This window comes from Pseudomonadota bacterium (assembly GCA_039193195.1).
Classification (GTDB): Bacteria; Pseudomonadota; Gammaproteobacteria; order Steroidobacterales; family JBCBZW01; genus JBCBZW01.
Map to the genome: position 1 here is coordinate 242,403 of JBCCWS010000002.1, position 26,198 is coordinate 268,600.

General features: G+C 62.8%; 23 protein-coding genes. 11 read left to right on the top strand and 12 right to left on the bottom strand.

The features are described from left to right. Window positions 1-77: 77 nt before the first annotated feature. Window positions 78-1,238, bottom strand: a complete 1,161-nt coding sequence (locus AAGA68_03320; GenBank protein ID MEM9384063.1) for a 2OG-Fe(II) oxygenase — start codon at window positions 1,236-1,238, stop codon at window positions 78-80. A gap of 56 nt (window positions 1,239-1,294) precedes the next feature. On the opposite strand from AAGA68_03320, the gene AAGA68_03325 reads away from it, so the two are divergent. The 3 genes from AAGA68_03325 (at window position 1,295) to AAGA68_03335 (ending at window position 3,260) form a co-directional block, all read left to right on the top strand. Then, window positions 1,295-1,702, top strand: a complete 408-nt coding sequence (locus AAGA68_03325) for a hypothetical protein (GenBank protein MEM9384064.1) — start codon at window positions 1,295-1,297, stop codon at window positions 1,700-1,702. A gap of 120 nt (window positions 1,703-1,822) precedes the next feature. After that, window positions 1,823-2,227 (top strand): hypothetical protein, encoded by a 405-nt coding sequence (locus AAGA68_03330; protein MEM9384065.1) that lies wholly within the window; start codon window positions 1,823-1,825, stop codon window positions 2,225-2,227. Window positions 2,228-2,828: 601 nt separating this feature from the next. After that, window positions 2,829-3,260, top strand: coding sequence for a hypothetical protein (locus AAGA68_03335; protein MEM9384066.1), 432 nt, complete (start codon window positions 2,829-2,831; stop codon window positions 3,258-3,260). Between the two features lie 19 nt (window positions 3,261-3,279). Here AAGA68_03335 and AAGA68_03340 read toward each other — a convergent pair whose 3' ends face one another. Together AAGA68_03340 and AAGA68_03345 are read right to left on the bottom strand one after the other, a co-directional pair. Continuing rightward, the gene (locus AAGA68_03340) at window positions 3,280-4,212 is read right to left on the bottom strand and encodes a methyltransferase domain-containing protein (protein ID MEM9384067.1); all 933 of its coding nucleotides are present in this window, start codon (window positions 4,210-4,212) and stop codon (window positions 3,280-3,282) included. Continuing rightward, entirely contained in the window at window positions 4,212-6,083 is a 1,872-nt protein-coding gene (locus tag AAGA68_03345; GenBank protein MEM9384068.1) for a tetratricopeptide repeat protein, read from the bottom strand. The genes AAGA68_03340 and AAGA68_03345 overlap by 1 nt, the downstream gene beginning before the upstream one ends. A 57-nt stretch (window positions 6,084-6,140) precedes the next feature. On the opposite strand from AAGA68_03345, the gene AAGA68_03350 reads away from it, so the two are divergent. After that, complete coding sequence (locus tag AAGA68_03350; protein MEM9384069.1) at window positions 6,141-7,253, top strand: aspartyl/asparaginyl beta-hydroxylase domain-containing protein; 1,113 nt, start codon at window positions 6,141-6,143, stop codon at window positions 7,251-7,253. Here AAGA68_03350 and AAGA68_03355 read toward each other — a convergent pair. From AAGA68_03355 to glnA, 5 genes are all read right to left on the bottom strand, one after another. After that, on the bottom strand, window positions 7,250-8,311 hold the full coding sequence (locus AAGA68_03355) for a hypothetical protein (GenBank protein MEM9384070.1): 1,062 nt from the start codon (window positions 8,309-8,311) through the stop codon (window positions 7,250-7,252). The two genes, AAGA68_03350 and AAGA68_03355, sit on opposite strands and share 4 nt — an antisense overlap. 30 nt (window positions 8,312-8,341) lie before the next feature. Further along, window positions 8,342-9,745 carry a nitrogen regulation protein NR(I) gene (ntrC, locus tag AAGA68_03360; protein ID MEM9384071.1) on the bottom strand — a complete coding sequence of 468 codons (1,404 nt, stop codon included), beginning with the start codon at window positions 9,743-9,745 and terminating at the stop codon, window positions 8,342-8,344. Further along, on the bottom strand, window positions 9,738-10,835 hold the full coding sequence (gene glnL, locus AAGA68_03365; protein ID MEM9384072.1) for a nitrogen regulation protein NR(II): 1,098 nt from the start codon (window positions 10,833-10,835) through the stop codon (window positions 9,738-9,740). The genes ntrC and glnL overlap by 8 nt, the downstream gene beginning before the upstream one ends. 39 nt (window positions 10,836-10,874) lie before the next feature. Beyond that, the gene (locus AAGA68_03370; protein MEM9384073.1) at window positions 10,875-11,444 is read right to left on the bottom strand and encodes a DUF4124 domain-containing protein; all 570 of its coding nucleotides are present in this window, start codon (window positions 11,442-11,444) and stop codon (window positions 10,875-10,877) included. A gap of 193 nt (window positions 11,445-11,637) precedes the next feature. Then, entirely contained in the window at window positions 11,638-13,050 is a 1,413-nt protein-coding gene (gene glnA / locus AAGA68_03375) for a glutamate--ammonia ligase (protein ID MEM9384074.1), read from the bottom strand. Window positions 13,051-13,413: 363 nt separating this feature from the next. On the opposite strand from glnA, the gene glyQ reads away from it, so the two are divergent. From glyQ to AAGA68_03390, 3 genes are read left to right on the top strand one after another with little or no spacing between them, the layout of a single operon-like run. Next, the gene (gene glyQ / locus AAGA68_03380; protein MEM9384075.1) at window positions 13,414-14,319 is read left to right on the top strand and encodes a glycine--tRNA ligase subunit alpha; all 906 of its coding nucleotides are present in this window, start codon (window positions 13,414-13,416) and stop codon (window positions 14,317-14,319) included. Further along, entirely contained in the window at window positions 14,316-16,427 is a 2,112-nt protein-coding gene (glyS, locus tag AAGA68_03385; GenBank protein MEM9384076.1) for a glycine--tRNA ligase subunit beta, read from the top strand. The genes glyQ and glyS overlap by 4 nt, the downstream gene beginning before the upstream one ends. A gap of 8 nt (window positions 16,428-16,435) precedes the next feature. Continuing rightward, complete coding sequence (locus AAGA68_03390) at window positions 16,436-17,278, top strand: lysophospholipid acyltransferase family protein (protein MEM9384077.1); 843 nt, start codon at window positions 16,436-16,438, stop codon at window positions 17,276-17,278. A gap of 25 nt (window positions 17,279-17,303) precedes the next feature. Here AAGA68_03390 and gyrB read toward each other — a convergent pair whose 3' ends face one another. From gyrB to dnaA, 4 genes are all read right to left on the bottom strand, one after another. Continuing rightward, window positions 17,304-19,697: a DNA topoisomerase (ATP-hydrolyzing) subunit B gene (gyrB, locus tag AAGA68_03395; protein MEM9384078.1), complete on the bottom strand. Its 2,394-nt coding sequence runs from the start codon at window positions 19,695-19,697 to the stop codon at window positions 17,304-17,306. A 27-nt stretch (window positions 19,698-19,724) separates the two neighbouring features. Continuing rightward, window positions 19,725-20,789 carry a DNA replication/repair protein RecF gene (recF, locus tag AAGA68_03400; protein MEM9384079.1) on the bottom strand — a complete coding sequence of 355 codons (1,065 nt, stop codon included), beginning with the start codon at window positions 20,787-20,789 and terminating at the stop codon, window positions 19,725-19,727. 22 nt (window positions 20,790-20,811) lie between these two features. Continuing rightward, window positions 20,812-21,912, bottom strand: coding sequence for a DNA polymerase III subunit beta (gene dnaN / locus AAGA68_03405; protein MEM9384080.1), 1,101 nt, complete (start codon window positions 21,910-21,912; stop codon window positions 20,812-20,814). A 217-nt stretch (window positions 21,913-22,129) separates the two neighbouring features. Beyond that, window positions 22,130-23,497, bottom strand: coding sequence for a chromosomal replication initiator protein DnaA (gene dnaA / locus AAGA68_03410; protein ID MEM9384081.1), 1,368 nt, complete (start codon window positions 23,495-23,497; stop codon window positions 22,130-22,132). A gap of 190 nt (window positions 23,498-23,687) precedes the next feature. Between dnaA and rpmH the strand changes: the two genes are divergently transcribed. The 4 genes from rpmH to yidC are packed head-to-tail and all read left to right on the top strand — an operon-like array spanning window position 23,688 to window position 26,190. After that, window positions 23,688-23,822: a 50S ribosomal protein L34 gene (rpmH, locus tag AAGA68_03415; GenBank protein MEM9384082.1), complete on the top strand. Its 135-nt coding sequence runs from the start codon at window positions 23,688-23,690 to the stop codon at window positions 23,820-23,822. A 4-nt stretch (window positions 23,823-23,826) separates the two neighbouring features. Then, window positions 23,827-24,186, top strand: a complete 360-nt coding sequence (rnpA, locus tag AAGA68_03420) for a ribonuclease P protein component (protein ID MEM9384083.1) — start codon at window positions 23,827-23,829, stop codon at window positions 24,184-24,186. Then, a complete protein-coding gene (gene yidD, locus AAGA68_03425; GenBank protein ID MEM9384084.1) occupies window positions 24,174-24,461 on the top strand; it encodes a membrane protein insertion efficiency factor YidD in 288 nt (95 codons plus the stop codon). The genes rnpA and yidD overlap by 13 nt, the downstream gene beginning before the upstream one ends. A gap of 46 nt (window positions 24,462-24,507) precedes the next feature. After that, the gene (yidC, locus tag AAGA68_03430; GenBank protein ID MEM9384085.1) at window positions 24,508-26,190 is read left to right on the top strand and encodes a membrane protein insertase YidC; all 1,683 of its coding nucleotides are present in this window, start codon (window positions 24,508-24,510) and stop codon (window positions 26,188-26,190) included. The last annotated feature ends 8 nt before the right edge of the window (window positions 26,191-26,198 follow it).

Genomic DNA, 26,198 nt, shown 5'->3' on the forward strand with positions numbered 1-26,198 from the left:
GGGCTCCAGTGAACGGAGCGATGTTCAAAAGGGTGCGCATGATAACGACTTGCTGGGCAGCGGCGCAGCATCGGGGGCTACAGCGTATGAGCCAACTCCCGACCGTAGGGCGTCGCCGTCTGCCGCACCCACTTGCTCATTATTACTTTCTCACCCCCAGCCACGGGGGCGCCGCCATGGCGCGAGGCTGCCAAGGGGTGCCCTTCGCCATTCGCATTATTGAACGTCAGCAAGTCGCCAGGCGCCAAGGTCACCTGCACCCCAAGATGCTCGAAGTAGGTTTCGCCTCCCGCGTACGGTGCCAGCACACCAACCAACTGAGTCAGCAGGCGTTGGCCACCCTGAACTTGGCCTTCGGCCGTATCGAGCGCCTTCCGTGGCAGGCAGTCGAGATGCGGCCGGTACGCCTGGCCGCCCACATAGCGGAGCAAGTTGGTCACCTCGCCGCACTCCCGCGGATAGCCCCCCGCCAACGCCAGCCGTTGCTCCAACAGCTTGCCGTGCCAGCCGAGCAACTCGGGCAACCACTGCGCGAAGCTTGCGTCCCGAACGGGATGGGCCACGCGACGTCCACTGCGCGGATCGACCACAAGGGTTGGCGCTAGGTGCGGCGTCAGCTGGCGCAAGGGGAAGTCCAGGGCCGCCGGCGGGGCGAAGCTACGGGCCAAGGTCACCCGGACTCCCTCACCCTCGGCGATGACGCTCGCGGCAGGCGGCGACCATTGCTTCTCGCAGCGACCCAGCCACAGTGCCAACGCCTCCGGTGAGGCGGATGCTTCCGCGGGGGGCGCCCTGCGGGATTGCCACTGTGCGTAGAGCGAGACTAGCGCCCGCGCGTCGGGGAGGGCGGCGAAATAGGCATTCGAAAGGTATTCGGCCCAGCGGATAGAATCATCCGGGGTGGAGTGGAAGCGATGCCATTCCGCCCCCAGAAGCCAGGCGTAGGGCTTGCTTGCGGCCGACGCCAACAGCTGCTCGAGGAACGAGCGAACATAATCACCGTCATTTGCCTTGCGTAGTGCCAGGGAGAAGAAGGCACGCGCCGCTTGGTGGTGCCCGGCAAGTGCTGCCTGGCGCAGATCAGGCTCGGCAGCATGCAGCCCCGTCGTGCGAGCGCGGTCAATCGCTCGTCTGTATAGCGCTTCGGCCTGGGATCCGGGGGCTGACTCGTGCACTTGGCCAATCTGCAAGATCCCGGGCGCTAGCGCAATCCGTTGCGCCGCAGGGGCCCTTTGCACGAGCAGACCCCTGTGGTTTACTCGACTGGGCATGGTCTCAAAAGGGGAGTAAGACGATGACCGGCAGACTGATCCCCCTAGCGGCCGCCGCCCTACTCACGGCCCCACTGGTGTGCCCGACCGCCCTCGCGGGCGATCTCTCGCACCAGAACGAAGAGCAGGCTGCAGCCACCGCGAAGGGTACGAAATCCTATACCTGGGACGAGCTAATCGAGCTTATTCCCGAGTTAGACGGCATGACTGTCGAGCGCCCGCGGCGTAAGCCCGGTGTCCCTGCTGATCAAGCGGTGGCGCGAGAGACTCGACTCTGCCGTAAGGAAACTACCATCGGTTCACGGATTCCAAAACGCCGCTGCTACACACTGGACCAGCTGGTAGCAGAAATTACTGAATCGAGGGCGTTGTACAAGCAGATCATCGGCGGGCAAATGACGTTTGGGATGATCGGCGACGGAGGCGAGTAGGCACTCCTACCACCGCCGCGCAGGGAAGGGCGAGTAAACGACGTTATCAGTAGGTCATCGAAGTCGTAAGGCTTCGATGCATCGGCCGCTCGCGGCCGCTGATAAGTCGAGGTCACCGCCATGCCCCACGACGCGAAGGCCAGACGCCGGCAGCACTCGCTCGCCGTCGTCACCGCCATCTGCCTATCCCTGAGCACCGCCACCGCTCGCGCAGCTGCGCCGCACGAACTGATCAAAGCCACCATCCCACACTCCCTGAGCGAAGCACGCCAATCGTTGGTATCCCTCGTGCCGGATGCCAAGCCCCTCGCCCCGCGCCGAGGTGGCGACCGGCGGCGCATTCCCCTCGCGGCAGAGGTGCCCGGGCCGCCCATGATCTGCCTCCGCTCCGCCACCAGTGCCTACGCCAACCTATTCAAGCGCCGTCGCTGCATGACCGTCGCCGAGTTCGAGCGGGAGCGGCGTCTCGCCATCCTGCGCGGTCGCACGGTCATCAGCATGAGTTCGGTCGTCGGCGTGAGGTAACTGCATTTCTTGGGGCCTGCGGGTGAGCGCCATCCGTGGGCTTTAGGGGTTTCCAGCCCCCAAGGGTTGTGCTTCACTCGAGGCGGTAGCCGTGCTTGGGAGCGTAGCCATGGGACCGACGTGCAGCCGATCAGCAGTCAGCTTTGTAGTGGGCATCGTGCTGTTGTTGTTGCTGTGCACACGCTTAGCAGGCGCCACGGAACCGCTAGCCAGCGCCACCGTCGCTCGCGACCCAAGCGGGCAGGCTCTGTCTGCTGCCGAGCTTACGTGGCGCGCCCTCGCGGCACGTGTGCCTGATCTAACGGACGATGGGCTGCGCGCGAGACGCACACCCCCGACACGAGTTCCTCGAGCTTCTGAGCTGCCGAGCCCTCAGCGTTTCTGTCGGTACGAGCGAGACACCCAGACAAGCGTCATGCGCCGGCGTTGCTACTCGGCCTTCGAGCTCTCACGCCTTCAGCGTCAGTCCCAAATCACGTCCACCATGGTGGTAGGCGGCGTACGCCAGCAGTAGCCCCCCGTTCGGCGAAAGTACCTTCCCCGTCTCCACCTGTTGTGTTTCACTGACATTACCGAGTAGCTACCGGATAGGGGACTCCCGATGAGGACGACCACCCGCGTTGTGCTCTGCGCAACACTGTTGATTGCCGCCACCGGCGCCGCCGCTGAGGATGAGCCTGCAGGGGCTGTAGAGGCAGACGCGCAGGCGAGTAGGGGCACCACCTACAACTACACCTGGGACGAACTCGTCGAGCTGATCCCGGATATCAAGGACATGCACGTGGTGACCGATCGAAAGCGCCGACGCCAGGTCGCAGACACCGGCGAAGTGGCTGGCACCACCAAGCTGTGCAGGCGCGAGCGTACCCAGTCCATGATCAAGCGGCGGGTCTGCTTCACGCTTGACGAATACGTTGAGCAATACGTGCAAGCGCGCAAGTACTACGCCGAGATCACCTCCGGGGCGATGACGCGGGGCTTTCTCGGTGAGGGTGGTGGAGCGACCGCGACCGACCGCACCTCCTACCCCTAGTGCTAGCTTGCCGGCGGCGTCAGTTAGCCGCCGTATGAGCGATCAGGTGCCAGCCGACCAGGGCGGGCTTGCCTTGCTCGTCGCCGACAGTCACTTCGAGCGGTTCCAGCCGATCGACCACGCCACCCTGGGCCTGCAACACGCCACGTAGGGTTTGCACCCGCCGGGCGTCAAGGGCCGCTTCCTGCAGTTGTCCCAGGCGCTCATGCTCCGCCTCTAGGCGAGCAGCGAGCACGCCGCTCATGACGCGTGCCTGCTCTGCCGACTCTGCAAGGCGCTCAACGATGGCGTTGACCATCTTGTAGACTTGGCCGGTAATGCGGGCTGTTCGCCGCACGTTCGCCTTAAGATGGCGCTCCCCCGCCGCTTCAAGCTTGTCCACAGGGATTTGGCCCGCAACGTATTTGATCAGCAAGGGCAGGGGGCCTTTGGGATCCAACAGAGACGCAATCTCCTCTCGCAGAGGCGTCGCCGGCGCCACCACCTCGCTATCGACGTGGTGCATGAGGAACATCAGTTGCCCCCCCGCACGCAACACGCTTAGCGCCTCACCCACGGCCTCCTCCAGCGCTCCGTACTCCACGCCGTACTGGCTAGTCACGACGTCGAAGCTGGCCGCTGGGAAGGGGAGATCCGCCACATCGACGCGACCCTGGAAGCTCACCTGCTTGAGCTCCGGCACATCACTAACCGCCCCCAAGGGGTCAATTTCCGCCTGATCTACCCCGGTGACCTCCAAGGCCGGATTCGCCCGCAGTAAGGTCACGGGAACCGTGCCGTTGCCAGTGGCCAGATCAAGTACGCGGGAACCCGGCGCAAGGGAGCTGGCCAGATCGCTCCAAAGCTGTCGAACCGGATTGGCATCACCGTCGTTGGTGCCAGCAGGCAAGCAACTGTCGAGGCTGCCGCCAGCCCAGTAGAGCGACCATGCATCCTGTGGATTCGCGGTCATCAGGCCGGCACCGCGTCGAAGGGAGCTGTCATTCGGAAATCCTTAGGAGAACCATGGAAGGGCACCGTACCGTGCCAAGTGAAAGATGGAAACAGCACGAGCAGCCCAGGCTCGGGTTGCACGTACCGCTCCGCGCCGTCGCGCTCCGGAAGGGCCAGACTGCTGCGACCGAAGCGGATCCACCCTGCGCGGTCCGGGGCTTCGATTTGTTCGGTCTGTGCTCGATCCGCGCCCAGGTTCGGTGGCAGTGAAATGTAACAAGCCGAGCTTACCCAGCCCGCGGGGTGAACATGGTCGACATGGAAGCCATTCGGCTGCAGTCGCACCGACCAGGATCCGGACAAGCGCCAGCGCCCCGTGCAACGCCGCAGCAGAGGATGCCGGTCGTCACGTGGCAATTCCGCGACGTACTCATCCAGCACGCTCGCGATTGCCCCGCGCAGCGCTTGGATGACGGGATCAGGCTTGTGCAAGAGGCGACCAGGCGTCTGCGTGCCGTTCTCTAGGGTTTGCGCCAAAGGCCGTACAACCATTTGGTGCATTGATTGCAGCGTCTGCGTCACGGCAGAGAGAAAGCTGCTTAAGCTGTCGTAGCCCTCGGGCGTCGGCAGTTGCCAGGCACGCACGAAGCGAAGATCCTGCTGCAGGTCGTGGTACCGCTGATCATCGAGCTGACGCCAAACGGTACCGCGCCACGCCCAACTGAGCTGATCGTCCGGCGCCAGGGCGAGTAGCTCATCGACGATGGCGTCCGCGCGCTGGGGTTCGCCCTCGCGCAGCAACCCCTCCACCAGATCCTGACGCAAGGTGATCGCCTGGCGACGATCAGCACCACCGCGCGGCATCACGCGTACGGCCTCTTCGAGTGCCTTCAGCATATCGCTAGAGCGACCTACGGCTCGGTGGGCCTGCGCTTCCCAGCGCAAGGTTGCGACCTGAGGCCCGAAAGTCTCGCGTGCCTCCCGGCCAACTCTCAGCGCATCCTCGATGCGGTTGGCAAGCACCAGGCACCGCATCCAGGCAGCGCTTAAGGCAGGGCTGAGCCAGCCGTGCTCACGGTGCACCTCGGCGTAGCTCTCGCCATAGCGTTCGAGCTGACCTCGCTGCCAATACAGCTCGTTGAGCGTTTCGTGAGCATCCACGTAGTCAGGGCGCAGGGCGATCGCACGCTGGTACGCGCGCTCTGCGTCTTCATGCTCACCGCGATCGAACGCCAGCGTGGCGGCCGCGTGCACGATCTCCGGCCGCTGGGGTGCTGCCGTTTGCGCGTCTTGCAGCACTTGCACGGCCTCGTCTAAGCGCTCCTGCAGGCGCAGGCTGACGCCCAAGTGATGCAACGCTATCGCATGATCAGGCACCCGTTGCAGTAGTTCGCGCAACACGCGCTCAGCTTCTTCAGGGCGCTCCAGCGCATTCAGCGTGGCACCAAGCGCGGACAAGGTGCGCGCATCGTTCGGGGCGAGCCGCTTGGCCTCGCCTAGAGAGGTAAGTGCGCGCTCGTGCTCGCCGAGGGCACCTAAGACAATACCGAGGTTACGGTGGCCATCGAGGAAGTCCGGTTGGGCCGCGGTCGCTTTAGCGTAGGTCTCAGCCGCCTCTTCGCGCTCGCCAAGATCATTCAGCACGTTAGCGAAATTATTCAGCAGCGCGGGGTGGCGCGGGAGCTTGCGCACCGCCTTGCCCAACAGCTCTCGTGCACGGGTGAGATCGCCGCTCGCCTTGTAAGCAAGGCCACGCACGTGGAGAACATTCGCATCCTCTCGAGCCCGAGGGGGAAGAGACTCCAAGCCTTGCAGCGCGCGCGCCGGCTCGCCGCGCTGAATCAGTGCCAGTGCCTGGCTCAGCACCGCGTTGAGGGTCATCTTGGCCATGGCGGCAGCATAGCGCAGCCGTTGTCCGTGCGCCGACAGCTGGCGATAATTGCTGTCATGAACGATACAAGTACGGGACAAGCGCGGCAGAACGCGCTGTGTGGACAGGCCTTGGACGCGGAACTCGCCGGTCAGCTCGAGGGCGCCGTGGTCGACTACGTGCAAGCCGTGAAAATAGACCAGGCTAACCCCGTGCCACTGCTCTTCTTGGGCTATGCCTTGGCTGCCCAGGGACTCGAGGAGCGTGCGGCCGCCGCCTGGTCGCTCGCCGCAGACCGCGACCCCCGCGTCGTCAACGCTTGGCGCGGCCAAGTGCGCGAGGACATTGCAGTTCGTTCGAAGGCCGCTCACAAAGGCGTACGTCAGTGGTTCACCCGCCTACATGAACGGGCCCTACAGGCTTTCGCGGCAGCGCATCCCGAGGCTGCAGTGGCGCGTATTGAGGAGGCGGTGTGGGTGCAGACCCACGATGGCGAAGTGAGCTTTCGCGCGCCCGCGCAAAAACCCCATGTGTTCTACGTGCCAGCACTCGCGTCAACCGCCGTCTTCAGTCGCGAACAGGCACCTTGGTTGAGCCGGCTAGAGGGTGCTTTCGACGCTATCTGCGAGGAGTACGTCGCCGCCTGTGAGCTCGTCACCGGCCAGGTGCGCCCGTACCTGGATTGGAAGGTAGCGCGCAGCAATCCCCTCGCCCATCTCGCTCAGAGCCGGGCCTGGGCTGCCTTGCATCTGTTTAAGCAAAGCGAGCCCAACCAGCGGGTTATCGCTCACTTTCCGCGAACGCTCGCCGCCCTGCGCGAGCTGCCGCTGTTGGAAGTTGATGGGCAGCCACGGGAGGTGCTGTTCTCCGTGCTCGCTCCAGGCCAACACATCACGCCTCACTACGGGCTAGCCAATACCGATGCTACGGTGCATCTGCCGCTCATCGTGCCCGGCGACTCAGCGCTTCGCGTAGCAGACGTCATCTACCCTTGGGAGCGCGGCAAGGCGCTGGCCTTCGATGATTCCTTCATCCACGACAGCTGGAACAACGCGGACAGCGAGCGTGTCACGCTGCTCTTCGAGGCATGGCATCCAGATCTTACTGAGCAGGAGCAACGGGCGGTGCAGGCGTGTTTCGAGGCGCGCGCAGCCTGGAATCTACGCCGCCCCCAGCTCGCACTTTCCTAAGGAAATCGCTCGTCCGCTCGCTCTGTCGCCAAGACGCTGTGTTGGCGAAGGACTAGTAGGGCATCATCTACGGCTCGCGAAGAACCGCGCAGCTTGCTCGACCACGCCAGCGTGAGGGAGATGGCATCACCGTGTTGAGCTTCGATTTCAGCGCGCTCCTCTGCTCGCTGGGCGCTGTCGTATTCCAAATCGGCAAACTTCGAATGGCGCTGGAATGCTTGGCCTTCGGCAGCCGCGATCACCATCTCTCGCGGCAATCGCAAACGAGCAAACTCATTGACTGCTGTCAGGGAGGCAAGTGGATTTGCGAGAAAAGCCCCCGCGCTAAGTGTGCCGACGGGCGCAGATCCCCTTGCGCTGAGCGCACTCACGTAGTTGTCGATCTGATGCCACCAAACCAGGGTAGCCACCTGTAGGTCCGTCAGCAGCATTCGCTCGCGCTCCTGCCATTGCTCCAGCGCCATCCCATCGAGGCGAAAGATGTTCAGCAGATGGCGCACGAACCAGCGGCCTGCTTCACCCTTTTTGATCACGGAGACGAGGAACGCGCGCAGGTCAGCGTAGAGCAGCAGTAGCGGTGCCTCGAAAGTGATGAGCGTTGATAGCAGGTTGGCGCTCGCGTTGGTCGGCTTGAGGATGACCTGCTCTTGCGCGCTGAAGCGACGACCGAGCAAGCGCAGAACCAACTGGGTCAGGCGGGCGAGCGCCTGCTGATCTTCGCGGACCGCTTTGTGCACACGGGGAAGATTGGCGAGCTGCATCAACACATCGGGCTCCTTCAGAGCAAGCACCCGTCCCGGGTGATCCAGGGCGGATGCGAGCAGGGTCGAGCAGCAGAACGCAGTGTGAAAAATCATCGGGGGCTGGGAAAGGCCTGCTGCTGCAGCGCTCAGGGTTGCGATGGTCTCGCGTGAGGTGGCGGCGGAGGGTTCCGCGAAGCGCCTGTCGAGGAAAGGCGCCGAGCTCAGGGCCGTGCGCGTGGTGGGCATGAACCCGATCTCCCCGCGGGCTGGATCCAGTAACAGCGGGTACTGCTCCGCCGATGGCAAGGAACTCACAGACAGGTCTCGCAGGAGTTGGCTGGTAAGTTAGCCCAATCCAAGCGTTCGCATTTTTCGCGTGAGCGTGTTTCGGCCCCAGCCCAGTAGTCGGGCCGCCTGCTGTCGGTGGCCGCCGGCCCGTGCCATCGCTGCACGGATGAGAGCGCGTTCGAACTCCGGCAGCGCCTCATCGAGCAACGGCGGAGCGTCAGCCTCGGCGAGAGCGGCTTCGGCCCAACGAGCGAGAGAGACCGCCCAGCTCGCTGCTTGCTCGCCGGCGGGCGCCTTGAGACCGTCCAATTCACTCGCAACATCCTGCGCCTCGATGCGCTCGCCTGGCGCCAGCAGCGTGAGGCGGCGACAGACGTTGACTAACTCACGTACGTTACCCGGCCAATGATAGCGCTGGAGCGCTGACTCGGCCTCGCCCGTCAGCACCTTTGGGGCGATTCCTGCCTCCGCCGCAGACTGGCGCAGATAGTGAGCGAGGAGCGCGGGAACATCCTCGCGCCGCTCGCGCAGGGGCGGGACGCGAATGCGGATGACGTTCAGACGATGGTAGAGATCCTCGCGGAAGGTACCGTCGGCGACACGAGCTTCGAGATTTTGGTGGGTGGCGGCGATGACCCGGACGTCTGCCTGGAGGGGTGCCCGGCCGCCAACCCGGTAGAACTCACCTTCGGCCAGCACGCGCAGGAGGCGCGTTTGCAGGGGCGTCGGCATATCCCCGATCTCGTCGAGGAAAATCGTGCCACTGCGCGCTTGCTCGAAGCGGCCAGGGCGCTGGGCGTCAGCACCGGTAAACGCACCTCGCTCGTGGCCAAATAGCTCAGATTCGAGCAGCTCTGTTGGCACGGCGGAGGTATTCAGGGCGATGAAGGGCCCGTCCCGGCGCGGACTGTGCTGATGCAGGGCGTTCGCCACCAACTCCTTTCCCGTGCCAGATTCACCGGTAATCATGGCCGTCATGTGCGATCGCGTGAGACGACCGATCGCGCGGTACACCTCCTGCATCCCCGGAGCGCGGCCGATCAGGGTGCCAAAGCTCGCCTGCGGATTCGCCTCCGCTGGCTGCTGCTTACGGTGTAACGCAGCACGATTGACGAGGTCGACCGCCTCGTCCACGTCGAAGGGCTTCGGTAGATACTCGAAGGCGCCGCCGCCGTAGGCCAGCACCGCGCTGTCGAGATCGCTATGCGCGGTCATCACGATGAACGGCAGGGTGGGGTAGCGATCGGCGAATTCGCGCATGAGGTCGATGCCGTCTGCATCGGGCATCACAACGTCGGTGATCACGACATCGGGCGCGACGTCGCGGGCAAACGCGTGACGAAAACCATCCGCGTCGGCAAAGGTGCGCACACTGAAATCCGCTTCGCGCAGGGCCTGTTCCAGTACCCAGCGGATCGACTGATCGTCGTCGAGTACGTATACGGTGGTGCGATCACTCATGCGGGGTGGGATCCTCGGCAGGGAGCAGGACAGAGAAGACCGTCCGCCCAGGCTTGCTCTCATACTCGATCGATCCTCGTTGGCGGCTGATCAGCTCAAGCGCGGTCGGTAGCCCGATGCCGGTTCCATCGCGGCGCCCAGTCACTAGGGGAAAGAAAAGGGACTCGCGCAAACTCTCTGGTACGCCAGGACCGTCGTCTTCGATGTCGACGCGCACCATATTCGACCGGTACTCACCGTAGACCACGGCCTGCGAAACTGCGCGCGTACGCACACGGAGACGACCCGCCTCGTTCATCGCCTGGAGCGCGTTGCGTACCAGGTTATGGATCGCCTGGATCACCTCGTCGCGATCGATCAACACATTCGGTAGGCTCGGGTCATAGTCTGTGACGATTTGCACTCTGGTGAGCTCGTCGGCCCGCACTAGGCGCACCAAATCATCGAGTGGCTCGTGCACGTTAACCCAGGCCGGACGCGATCTGCGTGGCGGCCCCAGCAGCGAGTCCACAAGCTGCGTCAGCCGATCTGCTTCCCGCATGATGATGCCCGTATACTCGCGGCCGTCTTCGCCCAGGCGGCGCTCGAGTAGCTGGGCCGCGCCGCGAAGACCGCCTAAGGGGTTCTTTATCTCGTGGGCTAGCTGGCGCACCATCGTGCGATTGGCGTCCAGCTGCACCAAGTTGGCCGCATCACGGTCGAATCTCAGGCGCGCCTGGGCGTCGTGGCATTCCAGAAGCACGCCGGCGAACTGGCGGTCCTCCTCGAGCGGGCTTAGCTGCACATCGATCATGCTGTCGAAGGCGCTGGAAGCGCGTGGACGCAGGGGTAGGGCGCGGCAAATGAGCGAACGGTGCGTGGCGAGTGCCTGTTGGACCAGGCGCGCAAGCGGTGCATCAGCCTGGAGGGACATGGCCACAGGGTGACCCAGGAGCTTGCTGGCGCTAAGGCCGAGGAGGGCCTCGGCGGCCGGGTTGGCGTAACGGACGGTGCCCTGCGCATCGAGGCGTAGCAGGGCGGTGCGCAAGTGGTTAAGCAGAAAGCGAAGGGGGTTCGCATCCTCCGGTGCGCACGGACTGAGCTCAACCACGGTGGGCTCCCGCGGCAACGAACGTATCACATAGGCGCCCTAGGGCGCTCGCAGTTGGGACTGCTGGCGGACGTAGAAAGTCACGTTCGTGCTGCGCGAGACTTGGCTGCCAGCACCATCCACCAGGACCGCGCTCACCGAGTGAGTACCTCGGTAGACCGGCGAGAGCTGGAAGGATTGCTGCCCTGGACTTCCCGTTGCCACCACCGCACCGTCTAGGTAGATGTTGACGCGGCCCCGATCGGGCATCTGCGGCTCTACGTTCACCGCCACCTGGACGACGCCCGCCGTGTTGACGAAGGTCTCGTCGGCGGTGGGACGCACCATAGTGATCGTCGGCGTGACGGGAGCATCCTCCGCAGCATCGTCTCCACTCGAAACACGCGCGGTCGCCGCGGCAGGCGCCGCCGGCCCCTGAGCGCCGCGTGGCAGCGGCACTTGCAAGGTTCGAACTTGGCGGGCGTCGCTCGGCGGGGGGCGATCCGAATAATGCCGCGTGCCGGCCGAATCCACCCAGGTATAGGTCTCGCGCTCCTGGGCGCCCGCGACCGCCACCGCGAGGAGGATCCCCACGGCCGCCGGCCACGAGGTGATGCGTGGGCTTTTCATGATCGCAGCTTAGCGCGGGCCCCGGCCATGGAACAGAACGCAACGCACGCTCCGCACGCATTTCCGGGGCCAGGGGCGACGAACGGCCAGCAAATGGTGCCGCGTGGGAGTGGCGGACGGTTGGGAAGGAGGAGCGCACCGATACGACAACTGCCGGGCACGGGCAGCACGAGCCGCCCGTGCCGCAGGCGCCTTAGAGACTGTAGTACATCGCGAATTCCACCGGATGCGTGGTCATGTTCAGACGTTCCACATCCTCAGACTTGAGCCCGATGTAGGCATCGATCATGTCATCGTCGAAAACGCCCCCGGCACGTAAGAAGTCCCGATCGCTATCCAGTGCCTCCAAGGCCTGCTCCAGGGACGAGGCCACCGTGGGGATGCCCGCGGCCTCTTCCGGAGGCAGGTCGTAGAGGTCCTTATCCAGCGCATCGCCCGGGTGGATCTTGTTTTGAATGCCATCCAGACCTGCCATGACCATCGCTGAGAAGGCGAAGTAGGGGTTTGCCATGGAGTCTGGAAAGCGCACCTCGATTCGCCGCGCCTTCGGGCTGGAGACGAAGGGAATGCGGATCGATGCAGAACGGTTACGAGCCGAGTACGCTAGCATCACGGGGGCTTCAAAGCCCGGTACCAGTCGCTTGTAGCTGTTTGTCGCCGGGTTAGCGAAGGCGTTGATGGCGCGCGCGTGCTTGATCAGTCCGCCGATGTAGAAGAGTGCTGTCTCCGACAGACCACCGTAGCGATCACCAGAGAACAGGTTGTTGCCGTCCTTGGAAAGGCTCTGGTGTACGTGCATACCGTTGCCGTTGTCGCCGACCAGGGGTTTTGGCATGAAGGTCGCTGTCTTGCCGTAGACATGGGCGACGTTCATCACCGTGTACTTGAGGATCTGAACCTCGTCGGCCTTTTTGATCAGGGTGTTGAAGCGCACGCCGATCTCACACTGACCGGCCGTGGCCACCTCGTGGTGGTGAACTTCCGTGGGCAAGCCCATCTCTTCGAGGGCGCGACACATGGCCGAGCGAACGTCGTGGAGCGAGTCGACCGGCGGCACGGGAAAGTAGCCTCCCTTCACGCCGGGGCGGTGGCCTATGTTGTTGCCATCGTAGTCGTCGCCGGAGGTCCAAACGGCCTCCTGGCTGTCGATCGAGTAGCTGGCGCCGCGCATCTGCACGTCCCAGCGTGCACTGTCGAATACGAAAAATTCGTTCTCCGGGCCGAAGTAGGCGGTGTCGGCGATGCCCGTGGACTTTAGGTACTCCTCCGTTCGGCGAGCGAGCGAGCGAGGATCGCGGTTGTACCCCTGCATAGTGGAGGGCTCCCACACATCGCACGTGATGTTGACCGTGGTCTCTTCCGTGAACACGTCCACCACCGCCGTGCCCGGATCGGGCATGAGGACCATGTCGGACTCATTGATGCCCTTCCAACCGTTTATCGAGGAGCCGTCGAACATCTTGCCTTCGTCGAAGAAGTCCTCGTCGATCGTGCTCGCAGGCACCGTGACATGCTGCTCCTTACCGCGTGTGTCGGTGAAGCGCAGGTCCACAAATGCCACTTCACGTTCCTTGATTAGTCCGAGCACCTCAGCAGGGCTTGTCATCATCGCTCTCCAAGCTTGGCGTTGTTTGTTAGTTGATGAATTCGTCCGGCCTGCCTACCCAACAAAGGTCGGGCCGTTGACGGCGGTCATGTGATCCGGGTCACACGGCGCTGCAATGGTCATGCCACCAATAGGGAGCTCCAAAAGAGGCAAGAACGCACTTCGCCGATGCGCCCACCCCAACCGCGGGCGGCTACAATGGTGCACGGCTGCTCTATATTGGTGCAGCCTCAGGATACACCGCCGAATCGCAGGCGGCGCGAGCGCGTATAGGTCCGCTATACTGCGCGGCCAGCGAAACCTTGCCGCATGGCAGCAATGGGCGTTCCTCGGACCGCCTTTTCCACACCTCAGACACTACCGATGAGCACACCGCAGACCTTTCAGGAGCTGATCTTTGCACTGCAGGAGTACTGGGGATCCCAGGGCTGCGCAGTCCTGCAGCCCTACGACCAGCAGATGGGCGCCGGCACGTTCCACCCAGCTACGTTCCTGCGCGCGATAGGTCCAGAGCCCTGGGCGGCAGCCTACGTGCAACCGAGCCGACGCCCTACGGATGGGCGCTACGCGGAGAATCCCTTCCGCCTCCAGCACTACTATCAGTTTCAGGTGCTCATCAAACCCTCGCCCAAGGACATCCTGGAGCGGTACCTCGGCTCCCTGCGTGCCCTCGGCCTGGACCCCTTGGTGCACGACATTCGCTTCGTCGAGGACAACTGGGAATCGCCGACCCTCGGAGCATGGGGCCTCGGTTGGGAGGTTTGGCTAAACGGTATGGAAGTCACCCAGTTCACCTACTTCCAGCAGGTAGGCGGGTTGGACTGCCGCCCCGTGTCGGCCGAGATCACCTACGGGCTAGAGCGCATCGCCATGTACCTGCAGGGCGTCGAAGACTTGTTTGACCTGGTCTGGGTAGAGAGCCCCTCGGGGCCAATCACCTACGCCGACGTTTACCGCCAAAGCGAACGCGAGCAGTCGGTGTTCAACTTCGAGGAGGCGGATACGGAACGCTTGTTTGCGGACTTCGATGCCTGCGAGCGGGAGTGCGAGGGGCTCATCGCTCGCGACCTCACCTATCCTGCCTACGAGCAAGTGCTGGCCGCCTCCCACAGTTTCAATCTCCTGGATGCCCGCCACGCCATTTCGGTAACCGAGCGCCAACGCTTCATCCTCCGCGTGCGCAACATGGCCAAGGCGGTGGCCGAGTGCTATTTCCGTAGTCGGGAGACGATCGGGTTTCCTATGTGTCAGCAGAGGGCTGGCCGATGAGCAGCCTCCTGGTCGAGATCGGCGCCGAAGAGCTGCCGCCGGGTGCACTCGAGTCCATGGCGCAAGGTCTGCAAAGCCGCCTTGGCGAAAGCCTGCAGGAGGCGCGCCTCACCTACGAGCGTATCCAGCGCTTCGCTACTCCCAGACGGCTCGCGGTGCTCGTAGACGGCCTCGCCGAGCGTCAGCCGGATCGGGAGATCGAGAAGCGTGGACCACCGGTCAAAGTCGCCTTCGACGCGGATGGGGCGCCGAGCAAGGCCGCGATGAAGTTCGCTGGCGGCTGCGGTGTTCGCGTCGATGAGCTGCAGCGCATCGAGACACCGAAAGGCGAGTGGCTTGTCCATCGCGCCAGCGAACCGGGGCGCACCGCCGGGGAGGTCATCAGCGAAGTGTTGCCAGCCGTGGTGGATGGCATCACCGTGCCGCGACGCATGCGTTGGGGATCCACAGAGCACGCCTTCTCTCGGCCCGTGAGGTGGTTGGTGGTGATGCTCGACGATCAGGTCGTGCCGTGCGAGGTACTGGGCTGTGCAGCGGGTCGTCGCACCTGGGGTCATCGCTTCCATGGTCCTGCCGAGGGTGTTGAGCTAGCAACTGCCAACGGCTACGAGGATGCCCTCGCCGAGGCTTATGTCGTTGCAGACATCAATGAAAGACGTGAACAAATCCGTCAGGCGATTGGGGTGACGGCGCACGAAGCAGGCGCTGAGGCCCTGGTAGATCCGGACCTCTTGGACGAGGTGACGGCGCTAGTCGAGCTGCCGGTGCCCGTCCTCGCGACCTTCGATGAGCAGTACCTGGCACTGCCCCGTGAGGTGATCATCGCCACCTTGCAGGAGCACCAGAGGTACTTCCCACTGACTGACTCGGATGGCACCCTTCGGAGCGCCTTCATCACCATCGCCAACCTTAAGAGCAAAGCTCCTCAGGAGGTAAGGCGAGGCAACGAGCGAGTGGTGTCGCCCCGCCTCGCCGATGCCGCGTTCTTCTGGCAGGCCGATGGAGCACGCACGCTGGCGTCGCGGCGTGAGGATCTCGCCTCGGTGGTGTACCAGCGAAAGCTTGGGACGCTGGCCGAGAAGACGCAGAGAATCACCGAACTCGCCACCGCCTGTGCCGCCGCACTCGGGGAGCCCACCGACGCCGCGGAGCGCGGTGCCCAACTCGCGAAGACCGATTTGTTAACGGATATGGTCGGTGAGTTCCCGGAGCTGCAAGGCGTCATGGGCGGACACTACGCCCGGCGCGACGGGGAATCGGACGCGGTGGCCGACGCGATTGCCCAGCAGTACTTGCCACGCTTTGCAGGCGACACGCTGCCCGCGAGTGGCGCGGGCCGGGCACTGGCGATCGCGGACCGCCTTGACACTCTCGTTGGCAGCTTTGCAATCGGAGCGCGTCCTACGGGTAATAAGGATCCCTTCGGTCTGCGCCGCGCCGCCCTCGGTGTCCTTCGCATTCTTATCGAGGGTGAGCTCAACCTGGATCTACGCGCCTTGCTCGCGCGCGCCGCGTCATTGCAGCCCGTGCGAGGCGAGGACGGTGATGCAAAGGTAGTCACGGAAGTGGAGGACTTCCTTTACGACCGCTTACGCAGTTACTACCTGGGCGGCGATGAGCGAGGCGCAGGTGGTTCGGACACGGCCGTGGGAGCGCGCAGCGTATTCGAAGCGGTGCTCGCCGTGCGGCCGCCCCGCCCCTACGACTTCGACCGGCGGATGGCGGCAATTCAGAGCTTCGCGAAGCTGGAAGCGTCCTCTGCCCTGGCGGCGGCCAACAAGCGCATCTCAAACATCCTGCGCAAGGCTGACGCGACGATCGATGCCCCAGTAGATCCGACGCGCCTTAGCGAGCCTGCGGAACGCGCACTCCACGAGGCTCTTGTGGAGTGCCGCGACCAGGTGCAGGCCGACCTAGACAGCGCTCGCTACGCTCGAGCCATGACTCGCCTCGCGAGCCTTCGCGAACCCGTGGATGGATTTTTCGACCAAGTGATGGTGATGTCTGAGGACGATGCGGTGCGCATGAACCGACTGGCCTTGTTGAGCGAACTGCGCGCGCTGTTCAGCCAAATCGGCGATATCTCCTTGCTTCAATCAGCAAGCTGAGGGCCCCGATGCGGGCGCAGCAGCTGAAGGCGAATCTCGGGCCCTGGCGCTATTGGTGGTACTGGCTGCGCTCGGCATGTTTTCAGTGCTCGCTGGTGGTCACCGTGCTGCTGTTCGCGCCACCGATCTTGCTAGGCGCCCTAATCCCCATGTCTAGGCAGGCACGCTGGAGATACTCCTACACCATCGCCCGCGCATGGACTCAAACCGCGCTGTTTTCCCTGCGATGGCTATGCGGCATCCAGCATGAGGTGCATGGGCGCGCCTGGTTACCAACCTCACCGGCGGTGGTCATGACCAAGCATCAGTCAGCTTGGGAGACCCTGGCGCAGCTGAGCATCCTCCCGCCCCAGTGTTGGGTTCTCAAGCGCGAGCTCCTGGCCGTGCCTTTCTTCGGATGGGCCCTGCGCACCCTAAAGCCCATCCCCGTTGCTCGCGGCAAGGATGGAGCCGGAAGGTCTGGCCTTCACGGGGTGGTCGAAAATGGAACGACTCGCTTGCGCGAGGGCCTGTGGGTAGTAGTGTTCCCCGAGGGCACTCGGGTCAAGCCAGGAGAACCCAAGCGCTACCGCGCTGGCGGTGCGCACCTGGCGGTGAGCGCTGGCGTACCTGTGGTGCCGGTCGCGCACAACGCCGGCTCGCACTGGATGTCCGGTACGGTGCTCAAGGTACCCGGCACCATCACCATGTCGATCGGGCCGTCGATCGACCCGCGAGGGAAGACGCCTGCAGAGGTTCTGGAGGCCGCGCGAACTTGGATAGAGCAGGAGCAAAAGCTCCTTGACCCCGTAGCCCAACAACCACAACGCGCGCGCAGCAACAAGAACGCGGACGACTCTGCCGCCGCGTAGAGAGACGCGGCGGCGCACTGACTGGCTAGATGTCGACGGTGGCGGAGAGCGCGTTACGCTCGATGAAGTCGCGCCGTGGCTCCACCTCATCGCCCATCAGGGTGGTAAAGATCTCATCAGCCCCTACCGCGTCTTCGATGCGCACCTGCATCAAGCGCCGGGTCTCCGTGTTCATGGTGGTGTCCCAGAGCTGGTCCGGGTTCATCTCACCGAGGCCCTTGTAGCGTTGGATGGACTGGCCGCGCTTGGCCTGATCCATCAGCCACACCATCGCATCGGCGAACTGGCCAATGCTCTGACGTTGCTCGCCGCGCTCCACGTAGGCACCGTCGCCGATAAGTTCGTTGAGCTCGTTACCTAATAATGATATTCGCTTGTATTCAGGCGTGTTGAAAAAGCCGCTGCGAAGATTCTTCTCCATCACAACGCCGTGGTAGCGACGCTCGAAGGTGATCGTAGGGTTGCCGTCCTCTGCAGTCTCGACGCGAAAGCTGTACTCCGGGCCGTTCACCGGACCGTCTGCCAGCTTTCGCTCGAGGCGCTGCGCCCACTCAGTCATCGCAACAGTTAGGTCAGCCCCGGTTGCCAGCTCCGGCAGCTCGAGCATGGCGCGCAGCACATTCTCATCGTAGCGGGAGGACCAGCGGTTGATGATCGCATCGACCTCCATGTACTTACGCGCTAGCGACTCGAGAGCGGGCCCAGCGATCGCCGGCGCATCCGCGGTGACGCGCAGGCGCGCATTGTCAATGGCGATAGCGAGCAAGTGTTGGTTCAGCTCCGCATCGTCCTTCACGTACACCTCCTGCTTGCCGCGCTTGATCTTGTACAGGGGCGGCTGGGCGATGTAGATATGACCACGCTCGATGAGCTCGGGCATCTGGCGATAGAAGAAGGTGAGCAGTAGCGTGCGGATGTGGGAGCCGTCCACATCGGCGTCCGTCATGATGATGATGCGGTGGTAGCGGAGCTTGTCCGGATCGTAGTCCTCACGACCTATGCCAGTGCCAAGGGCGGTGATCAAGGTACCCACCTCCGCCGAGGATAACATCTTGTCAAACCTAGCTTTTTCGACATTCAGAATCTTGCCCTTGAGGGGCAGGATCGCCTGCGTTCGTCGATCGCGTCCCTGCTTGGCGGAGCCGCCGGCCGAATCGCCCTCCACCAGGAATAGCTCAGACAGGGCAGGGTCTCGCTCCTGACAATCGGCCAGCTTGCCGGGCAGACCAGCTACGTCGAGGACATTTTTGCGGCGCGTCATCTCGCGCGCCTTCCGCGCCGCCTCGCGGGCGCGGGCAGCATCGATCATCTTGCGAACGATGGCCTTGGCCTCGGTTGGGTTCTCCTGCAAGAAGATCGACAAACGATTAGCTAGGACCGACTCCACCGCCGGCTTGACCTCGGAGGACACCAGCTTCTCCTTGGTCTGTGAGGAGAACTTCGGGTCTGGTACTTTCACCGACAGAACTGCGGTGAGGCCTTCGCGGGCGTCGTCGCCGCTGGTCGCCACCTTCTCTCGCTTGGCTAAACCCTCAGCTTCGATGTACGCGTTTAGTGTCCGGGTGAGGGCGCTGCGGAAACCCGCCATATGCGTGCCGCCGTCACGCTGGGGGATATTGTTGGTGTAGCAAAAAGTGGCTTCTTGATAGGAGTCGTTCCATTGCAAAGCGGCTTCTACACCAATGCCGTCTCGCTCCTCGGCAAGGTGCAGAACTGTGCCGTGGATCGGCGATTTCTTCGCGTTCAAGTGTTCTACAAAGGCTCGAATGCCGCCCACGTACTCGTACACGTCCCGGCGATCGCTGCGTTCGTCGATCAGTTCGATGCGCACGCCGGAGTTGAGGAATGAGAGCTCCCGCAGGCGCTTCGCTAGCACTTCGTAGTGAAAGTCTATGTTCGAGAACATCTCAGGGCTGGGTTTGAAACGAACGGTCGTTCCTGTCTGCTGCGTATCGCCGAGTACCTCTAAGGCAGTCTGAGGCTCGCCTAGCTTGTACACCTGGTGGTGGATCTTGCCGCCGCGATGAATCGTGAGCGTCAGCTCCTCGGAAAGCGCGTTCACTACGGAAACGCCCACGCCATGCAGGCCGCCCGAGACCTTGTAGGAGTTATCGTCGAACTTACCGCCGGCGTGCAGCACGGTCATGATGACTTCAGCGGCAGACTTCCCCTCCTCGTGAGCGTCAACGGGTATTCCGCGGCCGTCGTCAGAGACGGTCACAGACTGGTCTTCGTGGATGCGCACTTCGATGCGGGAGCAATAGCCCGCAAGCGCTTCGTCGACGGAGTTATCTACGACCTCGAACACCATATGGTGCAGTCCAGTGCCGTCGTCCGTATCGCCGATGTACATGCCGGGGCGCTTACGAACTGCGTCGAGCCCTTTGAGCACCTTGATGCTATTAGCGTCGTAGGTCATAGAGTCCTTCGGAGGAAAACCAAAGCTCTATTTTACGCGTGTCACACGCCCATGTTCCACGTGAAACACCGCTTCCGCCGCGGTATCGATAACGCCCCGGGATAATCCCGTCACAAAGCGCTGCTCGCACAACAACAGGGTCCAGTCGAGGAGACGGTTTAGTCGAGAATCAGTAACCTCGGCGCCAGGGTCATCGATTAGGAGCACTGGCGGGGAACCGAGCGTCTCCCCCACTAAACGAACTTGCCCTAGCACTAGCGCGCAGGCCACAAGCTTCTGCTGCCCCCCTGAGGCGTGGTCACGAGCCAATTGATCGTCGACTTGGATCTCCAGATCTGCCCGATGAGGGCCCACACCCGTCATTCCCCGAGCCCGATCCCGTTCCTGCGAGCGCAGAAGGGCCTCCTCAAGGCTCATGGCACTCGACCAGCCCTGCATGTACTGCAAGTTGATCGGCAGCCCAAGCAAGTCTGCCACCACGTCGTCCAGACCTTCTGACAGTTCAGCCACGTATTGTCGGCGAGCCTCGCTCAGTAACGTACCGTGTAAGGCCATTTCGGCCTCCCATGCGGAGAGCACAGTACCCGCAACCCCTTCCTTCAGCCCTGCGTTGCGTTGACGCAGGGCCCGCTGGTAGCGGCGCCAGGCATCAAGGAACGGGTGTTTCACGTGAAACACACCCCAATCGAGGAAGCGGCGTCGCACGCCAGGTCCACCTCGAACCAGCTCCTGAACCTGTGTATCAATGATTTCTACGGGAAACAGCCGGGCCAGCTCGGTCAAACCGTCCGCATCGCGCCCATCAACCTGGCCCAACGTGCGCCCATCCAGCCATTTCACGCCGAGCTGGCGCTGAGCTCCATCGCCAGCAATCAGCGTTCCACGCACCGCTAGCCCCGTGTGCTCTTTAGTCACCAGGTGGTTCAAGCTGGACGAACGAAAGGAACGAGCGCGACCGAGAAGGTAGATAGCCTCGAGGACGCTGGTCTTGCCAGCGCCATTATCGCCATAGAGGACGTTGGTGCCCGGAGAGAAGTCGAGCTTGAGGTCGCGCAGGCAGCGGAAATGCACGCCGCCCAGGCGTTCGAGCATAGTGGGAGACCGGTGGTGCGGCCTACAGCCGCATGGGCATCACAACGTACTTGCTCTGATCGGCGTCGCTACCAGTGACCAGGCAGCTGGAACTTGGATCATTGAGACGCAGGGTTACGGTTTCGCCGTCCACAGCCCCCAAGGCGTCAATCAGATAGGTCACGTTGAAGCCGATCGCCATGCCTGCACCGCCGTACTCGACCTCCATCTCTTCCTCAGCCTCTTCCTGTTCGGGGTTATGGGCTTGGATAATCAGGCGATTCTCGGCGAGTTCTAGGCGAATTCCCCGGTACTTTTCATTCGAGAGGATCGATGCCCGGCGCAAGGCCTGCATGAGTTCCGCCTTGTCCGTGTCGAGCTGGTTGCTCACAGTGGCGGGCACTACTTTCTCGTAGTCCGGGAAGCGACCGTCGATCAGCTTCGATGTAAATCGCGTGCCGCCGTCGAGTGACACCATGATGTGATTGGCCCCTACGGTCACCCGTGCTTCTCCTTCGCTTGGGAGCAGTCGCTGAAGTTCAAGTACACCCTTGCGTGGCACGATGACCTGCACGGAAGCATCAGCCGCCTCTGGCAATGGCATTTGGGACATAGACAAGCGGTGGCCGTCCGTAGCCACGGCACGCATGGTGCCCTCCTTCATCTCTAGCAGGAGGCCGTTCAGGAAGTAGCGCACATCTTGTTGAGCCATGGAGAACTGCGTCTTCTCGATAAGGCGAGACAGTTCCGCGCATGACAGGGCGAGACTCAGCTGTCCGTCCACTTCGTCGACCACTGGAAACTCCGAGGCCTCCAGGCATGACAGCGTGAATCGGGAGCGTCCGGATTTCACGGTGACCTTATCGCCAGATCTGGACAGGGTAACTTTCGCCCCATCGGGAAGTGCCTTGCAGATATCCAGAAACTTGCGGCCCGGTACGGTGACCTCCCCTGTCTCGTCCGCCGCGACCTCGACGCTCGCCGACAACTCCACCTCGAGATCAGTGGCGGTCACCGACAAACGATCTGACTCCACGACCAGCAGTACGTTGGCCAGGATCGGCATGGTCTGACGTCGCTCGACTGCTCCGATCACCTTCTGAAGCGGAGCGAGCAGTACCTCGCGTTCTGTCGTCAGTTTCATGCGCTGGTTCGTCCTTCCACCGGTGTAATAGAAATAAGAGATCTATATATAGATTACTGTGTTGATTATTAAGCGGGAACCAACTCGTGGATAAGTGATATTTCTCTATTATTTTCAGCCACTTACTGTTCCACTCGGTGCGTTGAGAAGCAGCTGATGGGCTGTGGGTTCTCTGTGGAGGTGTGGGGATGAAAATCCCCCTCCTGACTTATCCACATCATCGCGTTAGGGTTCTACACAGCTTGTCAAAGTCCTGCTGGATCCGCTGATCCGAGCGGCGTAGCTCGTCCACCTTCCGTACCGCGTGAATCACCGTGGTGTGGTCGCGGCCGCCGAAAGCGTCGCCTATCTCCGGCAGGCTGTGCCCGGTAAGCTCCTTGGTGAGGGCCATCGCGATCTGACGTGGGCGAGTGACGGAACGCGAGCGGCTCTTCGATAGCAGGTCGGCGACGCGAACGGAGTAGTAGTCCGCCACGGTCTTCTGGATCTGCTCGATCGTCACGTTGCGATCGTGGTGGCGGATGATGTCCTTTAGCGAGTGCTCAGCGAACTCCAGGGTGATCGGCTGGCCGGTGAGCTGAGCGGTGGCGAGCAGCCGTCGAAGCGCACCTTCGAGCTCGCGCACGTTCGAGCGCATGGCCTGGGCGATCATGAAAGCCACGTCTTGGGGCAGCTGCACGCCCGCCGACACGGCCTTGGATTTGAGGATGGCCACGCTGGTCTCCAGTTCCGGTGGTTCGATCGCTACCGTAAGTCCGGAACCGAAGCGAGACGATAGGCGCTCTTCTAGACCATCGACGTCCTTCGGGTAGCGGTCGCTGGTCAGGATCACCTGTCGTTGGCCCTCGAGCAGGGCGTTGAAGGTGTGGAAGAACTCCTCCTGAGAGCGCTCCTTGCCTGCGAAAAACTGGATATCGTCAATCAACAAGGCGTCAAGCGACCGATAGGCCTGCTTAAACTCATTGATGCGGTTGTGCTGAAGGGCATGCACCATGTCCGACACGAAGTCTGCCGAGTGAACGTATGCCACGCGCGCGCCCGAACGAGCCGCCATGGCGTTGCCCACGCTGTGCATCAGGTGCGTCTTGCCGAGGCCGACGCCGCCGTAGATGAAAAGAGGATTGTAGGCGCGCCCAGGGTTCTGCGAGATTTGCATGGCGGCGGCGCGCGCGAGCTGGTTGCTCTTGCCCTCGACGAATTTGTCGAAGGTGTAGTCTGGATTGAGGCGGCTGCCCGCGATCTGCACCCCGCCCGCCCCATTGATGTCTTTGGGCGGTTCGATAGGAGCGAGTCTGCGCCGACTCTCGGTGTCTTCTGCCGCAGACGCCTGGTCCGGACGCTCTACACTGCCCACTTGTAGGCGCACCTGCGACACGCCGCCTTCGGACACCTTGCCCACGACTCGCTCTATCTCGCTCATTAACGAGGAGTCGCGGATCTCCTGCATGACGTAACTGTTGGGCGCGAGTAGGAGCAGCAGGCCGTCGGCTGCCTCGCGCGCATGGAGGGGGCGGATCAGGTTCAGATCCTGCTGAGAGACCAAGCCTTCCAACGCCTCGACGGCGCGATCCCAGATGTGGGCCACGTGTTCCTCGACTCCGTGCGTGAACGTCTGCCGTCCCGGGCGGGGGGACCGACGATACTAACCGGAGTGACGGAGGTGCCGCCAGCACTTCCCCCCGGTGCGATCGCTTGACACGCCGCAGCGCGCTCATTACGATTCGCGGCTCTCTGCGGCTCGGTCCGGGCCTGCGCGTCGACGACGGAAAAACCTCATGAAACGCACTTACCAGCCGAGCAATCTGCGTCGGGCTCGTACCCACGGTTTCCGCGCCAGGATGGCCACGAAGTCCGGTCGGGACGTGCTGAAGCGCCGTCGCGCCAAGGGCCGCAAACGGCTCTGCCCCTAAGTAAGTGGCCGCCGCCTACGCGTTTCCGCGTGAGCACCGGCTCACCGCCAAGCGAGCCTTCGATAGAGTCTTCAAGCAAGGTGTGCGCTCCCGCGACGCCCACTTCACCGTGCTCGCGTGCCCAAACGACGCACCCGGAGCCCGCCTCGGGCTGGCCGTATCTCGCAAGACGGCTCGCCGAGCCACGGTGCGCAACCGCATTAAGCGCCAGGTGCGGGAGTCCTTTCGACAGGTGTATCGGAATCTGCCGCCCGCCGACTTCGTAGTCATCGCTAAGGGCCCCAGTGCCAACCTCGAAGGGACGGCGATGCGCGAGAGCCTCTCACGGCATTGGCGTCGCCTAGTGCGAAAATGCGAAGCCTGATTCGCTTTTTCATCCGTTGCTACCAGCTGCTGATCAGCCCCTTTCTGCCTCGCAGCTGCCGCTTCTACCCAACCTGCTCCGCCTACGCATTGGAAGCCCTCGAGCGCTACCCTCTGGCAAAGGCCGGGGAACTCACCGTCAAACGGCTGGCAAAGTGCCACCCCTGGCACGCGGGCGGGTATGATCCGCTCCCGGAAGCCCAACCTACTGACAATGATGTGGCTCGCTGCGGTGATTCCTGCGCATGCCACGAGCCCCCCGCGACCCGACTCTAATCCGTTAGCGTCGGCCCGTCGCAACCCATATTTGTAAGCGAGATTCATGGAGCAACAACGTCTATTCCTGTGGCTGGCCCTGGCCTTCGTCATGATGCTGATCTGGCAAGCCTGGATGCAGGATTACGCGCCCCGTCCGGCCCCGAGTGCCGCCCAACCCTCGGTAGTGCAGGGGCCTAGCGAGAGCAGCGGTGAGCTACCGCCCGCCGTTGTCCTCGACCACGATGGCGACCTGCCAACCGCACCGGACAGCGGCACAAGCATGGTGCCGACGGTGTCCCCGGCCGCCGACACGGGCGCCCGCGTTCGCGTAGAGACCGACGTCTTCGAAATAGACCTGGGCTCCCTCGGCGCTAGCCTGCGCCGGGCGGTCCTGTCCGCTTACCGCGTCAGTGCCAATAACCCAGCGCCGGTTACCCTCCTAGACGATGCCACCGCCTCGCAGCTTTATGTGATCAACTCTGGCGTTCGCGGTGTGGGCGACGAAGCGCAGCCCACCCATCGCGAGCCCTTTGCAAGCACGGCAGAGACCTTCGTACTTGCTGACGACCAGGACGAGCTGCGCGTGCCCTTCACCTGGAGCGCAGGTGATCTGCGTTCCACCAAGACCTACGTCTTCCGCCGCGGCAGCTATGAGATCGACATCGAGCAGACGGTCACCAACGAAGGCAGCGAGGCCTGGCGCGGTTCGCCCTACCTGCAGATACGCCGCCGCCAGCCGCCCAATAAGCGGTCGATGACCGATGTGGAGTCCTTTTCCTACCGCGGCGCTGTGGTCTACGACGGCGGGAAGTACGAGAAGCTCAAGCCAAAGGCGTTACGCAAGGAGAGCTTGGACACTACCGCGTCGGACGGATGGTTCGCCTCGATTCAGCACCACTTTATTGGCGCGGTGGTGCCGCCAGCGCAGACGCCGACTCGTTTCGTTGCGAACATCAACGATGCCGGCATCGTGACGCAAAATGCTATCGCGGCCCAGCTCTACGATGTGGCACCCGGCGAAACGGTCACTTTCAAGCAACGACTCTACGTGGGTCCGAAGCTGCAAGAGCAACTGCGCGATGTGTCCCCTCGCCTGCCCCTGGCAGTCGACTACGGCTTCTTCAAGATCTTCGCCCAGCCCCTCTACTGGGTGCTGGATAAGATCCACAGCCTGATCGGCAACTGGGGCTGGTCGATCATCTTCCTCACCATCTTGATAAAAGCGCTCTTCTATAAGCTGTCTGAGCAGGCCGGTTTCTCCATGGCCAAAATGCGCAAGGTTGCACCGCGCATGAAGCAGCTACAGGAGCGCTACAAGGACGACCGAATGCAGCTGAATCAGAAGATGATGGAGCTGTACAAGAAAGAGAAGGTAAATCCGGCGGCTGGGTGCTTGCCCCTGCTCGTGCAGATGCCCGTATTCATCGCCCTGTACTGGGTATTGCTGGAGAGTGTGGAGCTGCGTCAGGCCCCGTTCATGCTGTGGCTGCAGGACCTTTCGGCGCGAGATCCGTTCTTCGTGCTACCGGTGCTGATGGGTATTAGCATGTTCGTGCAGCAGAAGATGAACCCGCCGCCGACCGATCCGGTGCAGGCCCGCATCTTCCAGCTCCTGCCCATCGTGTTTACGTTTTTCTTCGCCTTCTTCCCTTCCGGTCTCGTCCTGTATTGGTTGGTGAACAACGTACTTACCGCGGCTCAGCAGTGGCGAATCAACAAGGTGGTGGAGGGTGCCAGCAGCGGCTAACTACCGTC

Excerpts from the sequence above, each read along its gene's own strand:
- AAGA68_03335 (MEM9384066.1), top strand. The coding sequence starts at position 2,829 with ATGAGGACGACCACCCGCGTTGTGCTCTGCGCAACACTGTTGATTGCC.
- AAGA68_03370 (MEM9384073.1), bottom strand. The coding sequence starts at position 11,444 with ATGAAAAGCCCACGCATCACCTCGTGGCCGGCGGCCGTGGGGATCCTC.
- AAGA68_03330 (MEM9384065.1), top strand. The coding sequence starts at position 1,823 with ATGCCCCACGACGCGAAGGCCAGACGCCGGCAGCACTCGCTCGCCGTC.
- glyS (MEM9384076.1), top strand. The coding sequence starts at position 14,316 with ATGAGCAGCCTCCTGGTCGAGATCGGCGCCGAAGAGCTGCCGCCGGGT.
- yidD (MEM9384084.1), top strand. The coding sequence starts at position 24,174 with ATGCGAAGCCTGATTCGCTTTTTCATCCGTTGCTACCAGCTGCTGATC.
- ntrC (MEM9384071.1), bottom strand. The coding sequence starts at position 9,745 with ATGAGTGATCGCACCACCGTATACGTACTCGACGACGATCAGTCGATC.
- AAGA68_03350 (MEM9384069.1), top strand. The coding sequence starts at position 6,141 with ATGAACGATACAAGTACGGGACAAGCGCGGCAGAACGCGCTGTGTGGA.
- yidC (MEM9384085.1), top strand. The coding sequence starts at position 24,508 with ATGGAGCAACAACGTCTATTCCTGTGGCTGGCCCTGGCCTTCGTCATG.
- gyrB (MEM9384078.1), bottom strand. The coding sequence starts at position 19,697 with ATGACCTACGACGCTAATAGCATCAAGGTGCTCAAAGGGCTCGACGCA.
- rpmH (MEM9384082.1), top strand. The coding sequence starts at position 23,688 with ATGAAACGCACTTACCAGCCGAGCAATCTGCGTCGGGCTCGTACCCAC.
- dnaN (MEM9384080.1), bottom strand. The coding sequence starts at position 21,912 with ATGAAACTGACGACAGAACGCGAGGTACTGCTCGCTCCGCTTCAGAAG.
- glnA (MEM9384074.1), bottom strand. The coding sequence starts at position 13,050 with ATGACAAGCCCTGCTGAGGTGCTCGGACTAATCAAGGAACGTGAAGTG.
- glyQ (MEM9384075.1), top strand. The coding sequence starts at position 13,414 with ATGAGCACACCGCAGACCTTTCAGGAGCTGATCTTTGCACTGCAGGAG.
- AAGA68_03390 (MEM9384077.1), top strand. The coding sequence starts at position 16,436 with ATGCGGGCGCAGCAGCTGAAGGCGAATCTCGGGCCCTGGCGCTATTGG.
- AAGA68_03340 (MEM9384067.1), bottom strand. The coding sequence starts at position 4,212 with ATGACCGCGAATCCACAGGATGCATGGTCGCTCTACTGGGCTGGCGGC.
- recF (MEM9384079.1), bottom strand. The coding sequence starts at position 20,789 with ATGCTCGAACGCCTGGGCGGCGTGCATTTCCGCTGCCTGCGCGACCTC.
- AAGA68_03345 (MEM9384068.1), bottom strand. The coding sequence starts at position 6,083 with ATGGCCAAGATGACCCTCAACGCGGTGCTGAGCCAGGCACTGGCACTG.
- AAGA68_03325 (MEM9384064.1), top strand. The coding sequence starts at position 1,295 with ATGACCGGCAGACTGATCCCCCTAGCGGCCGCCGCCCTACTCACGGCC.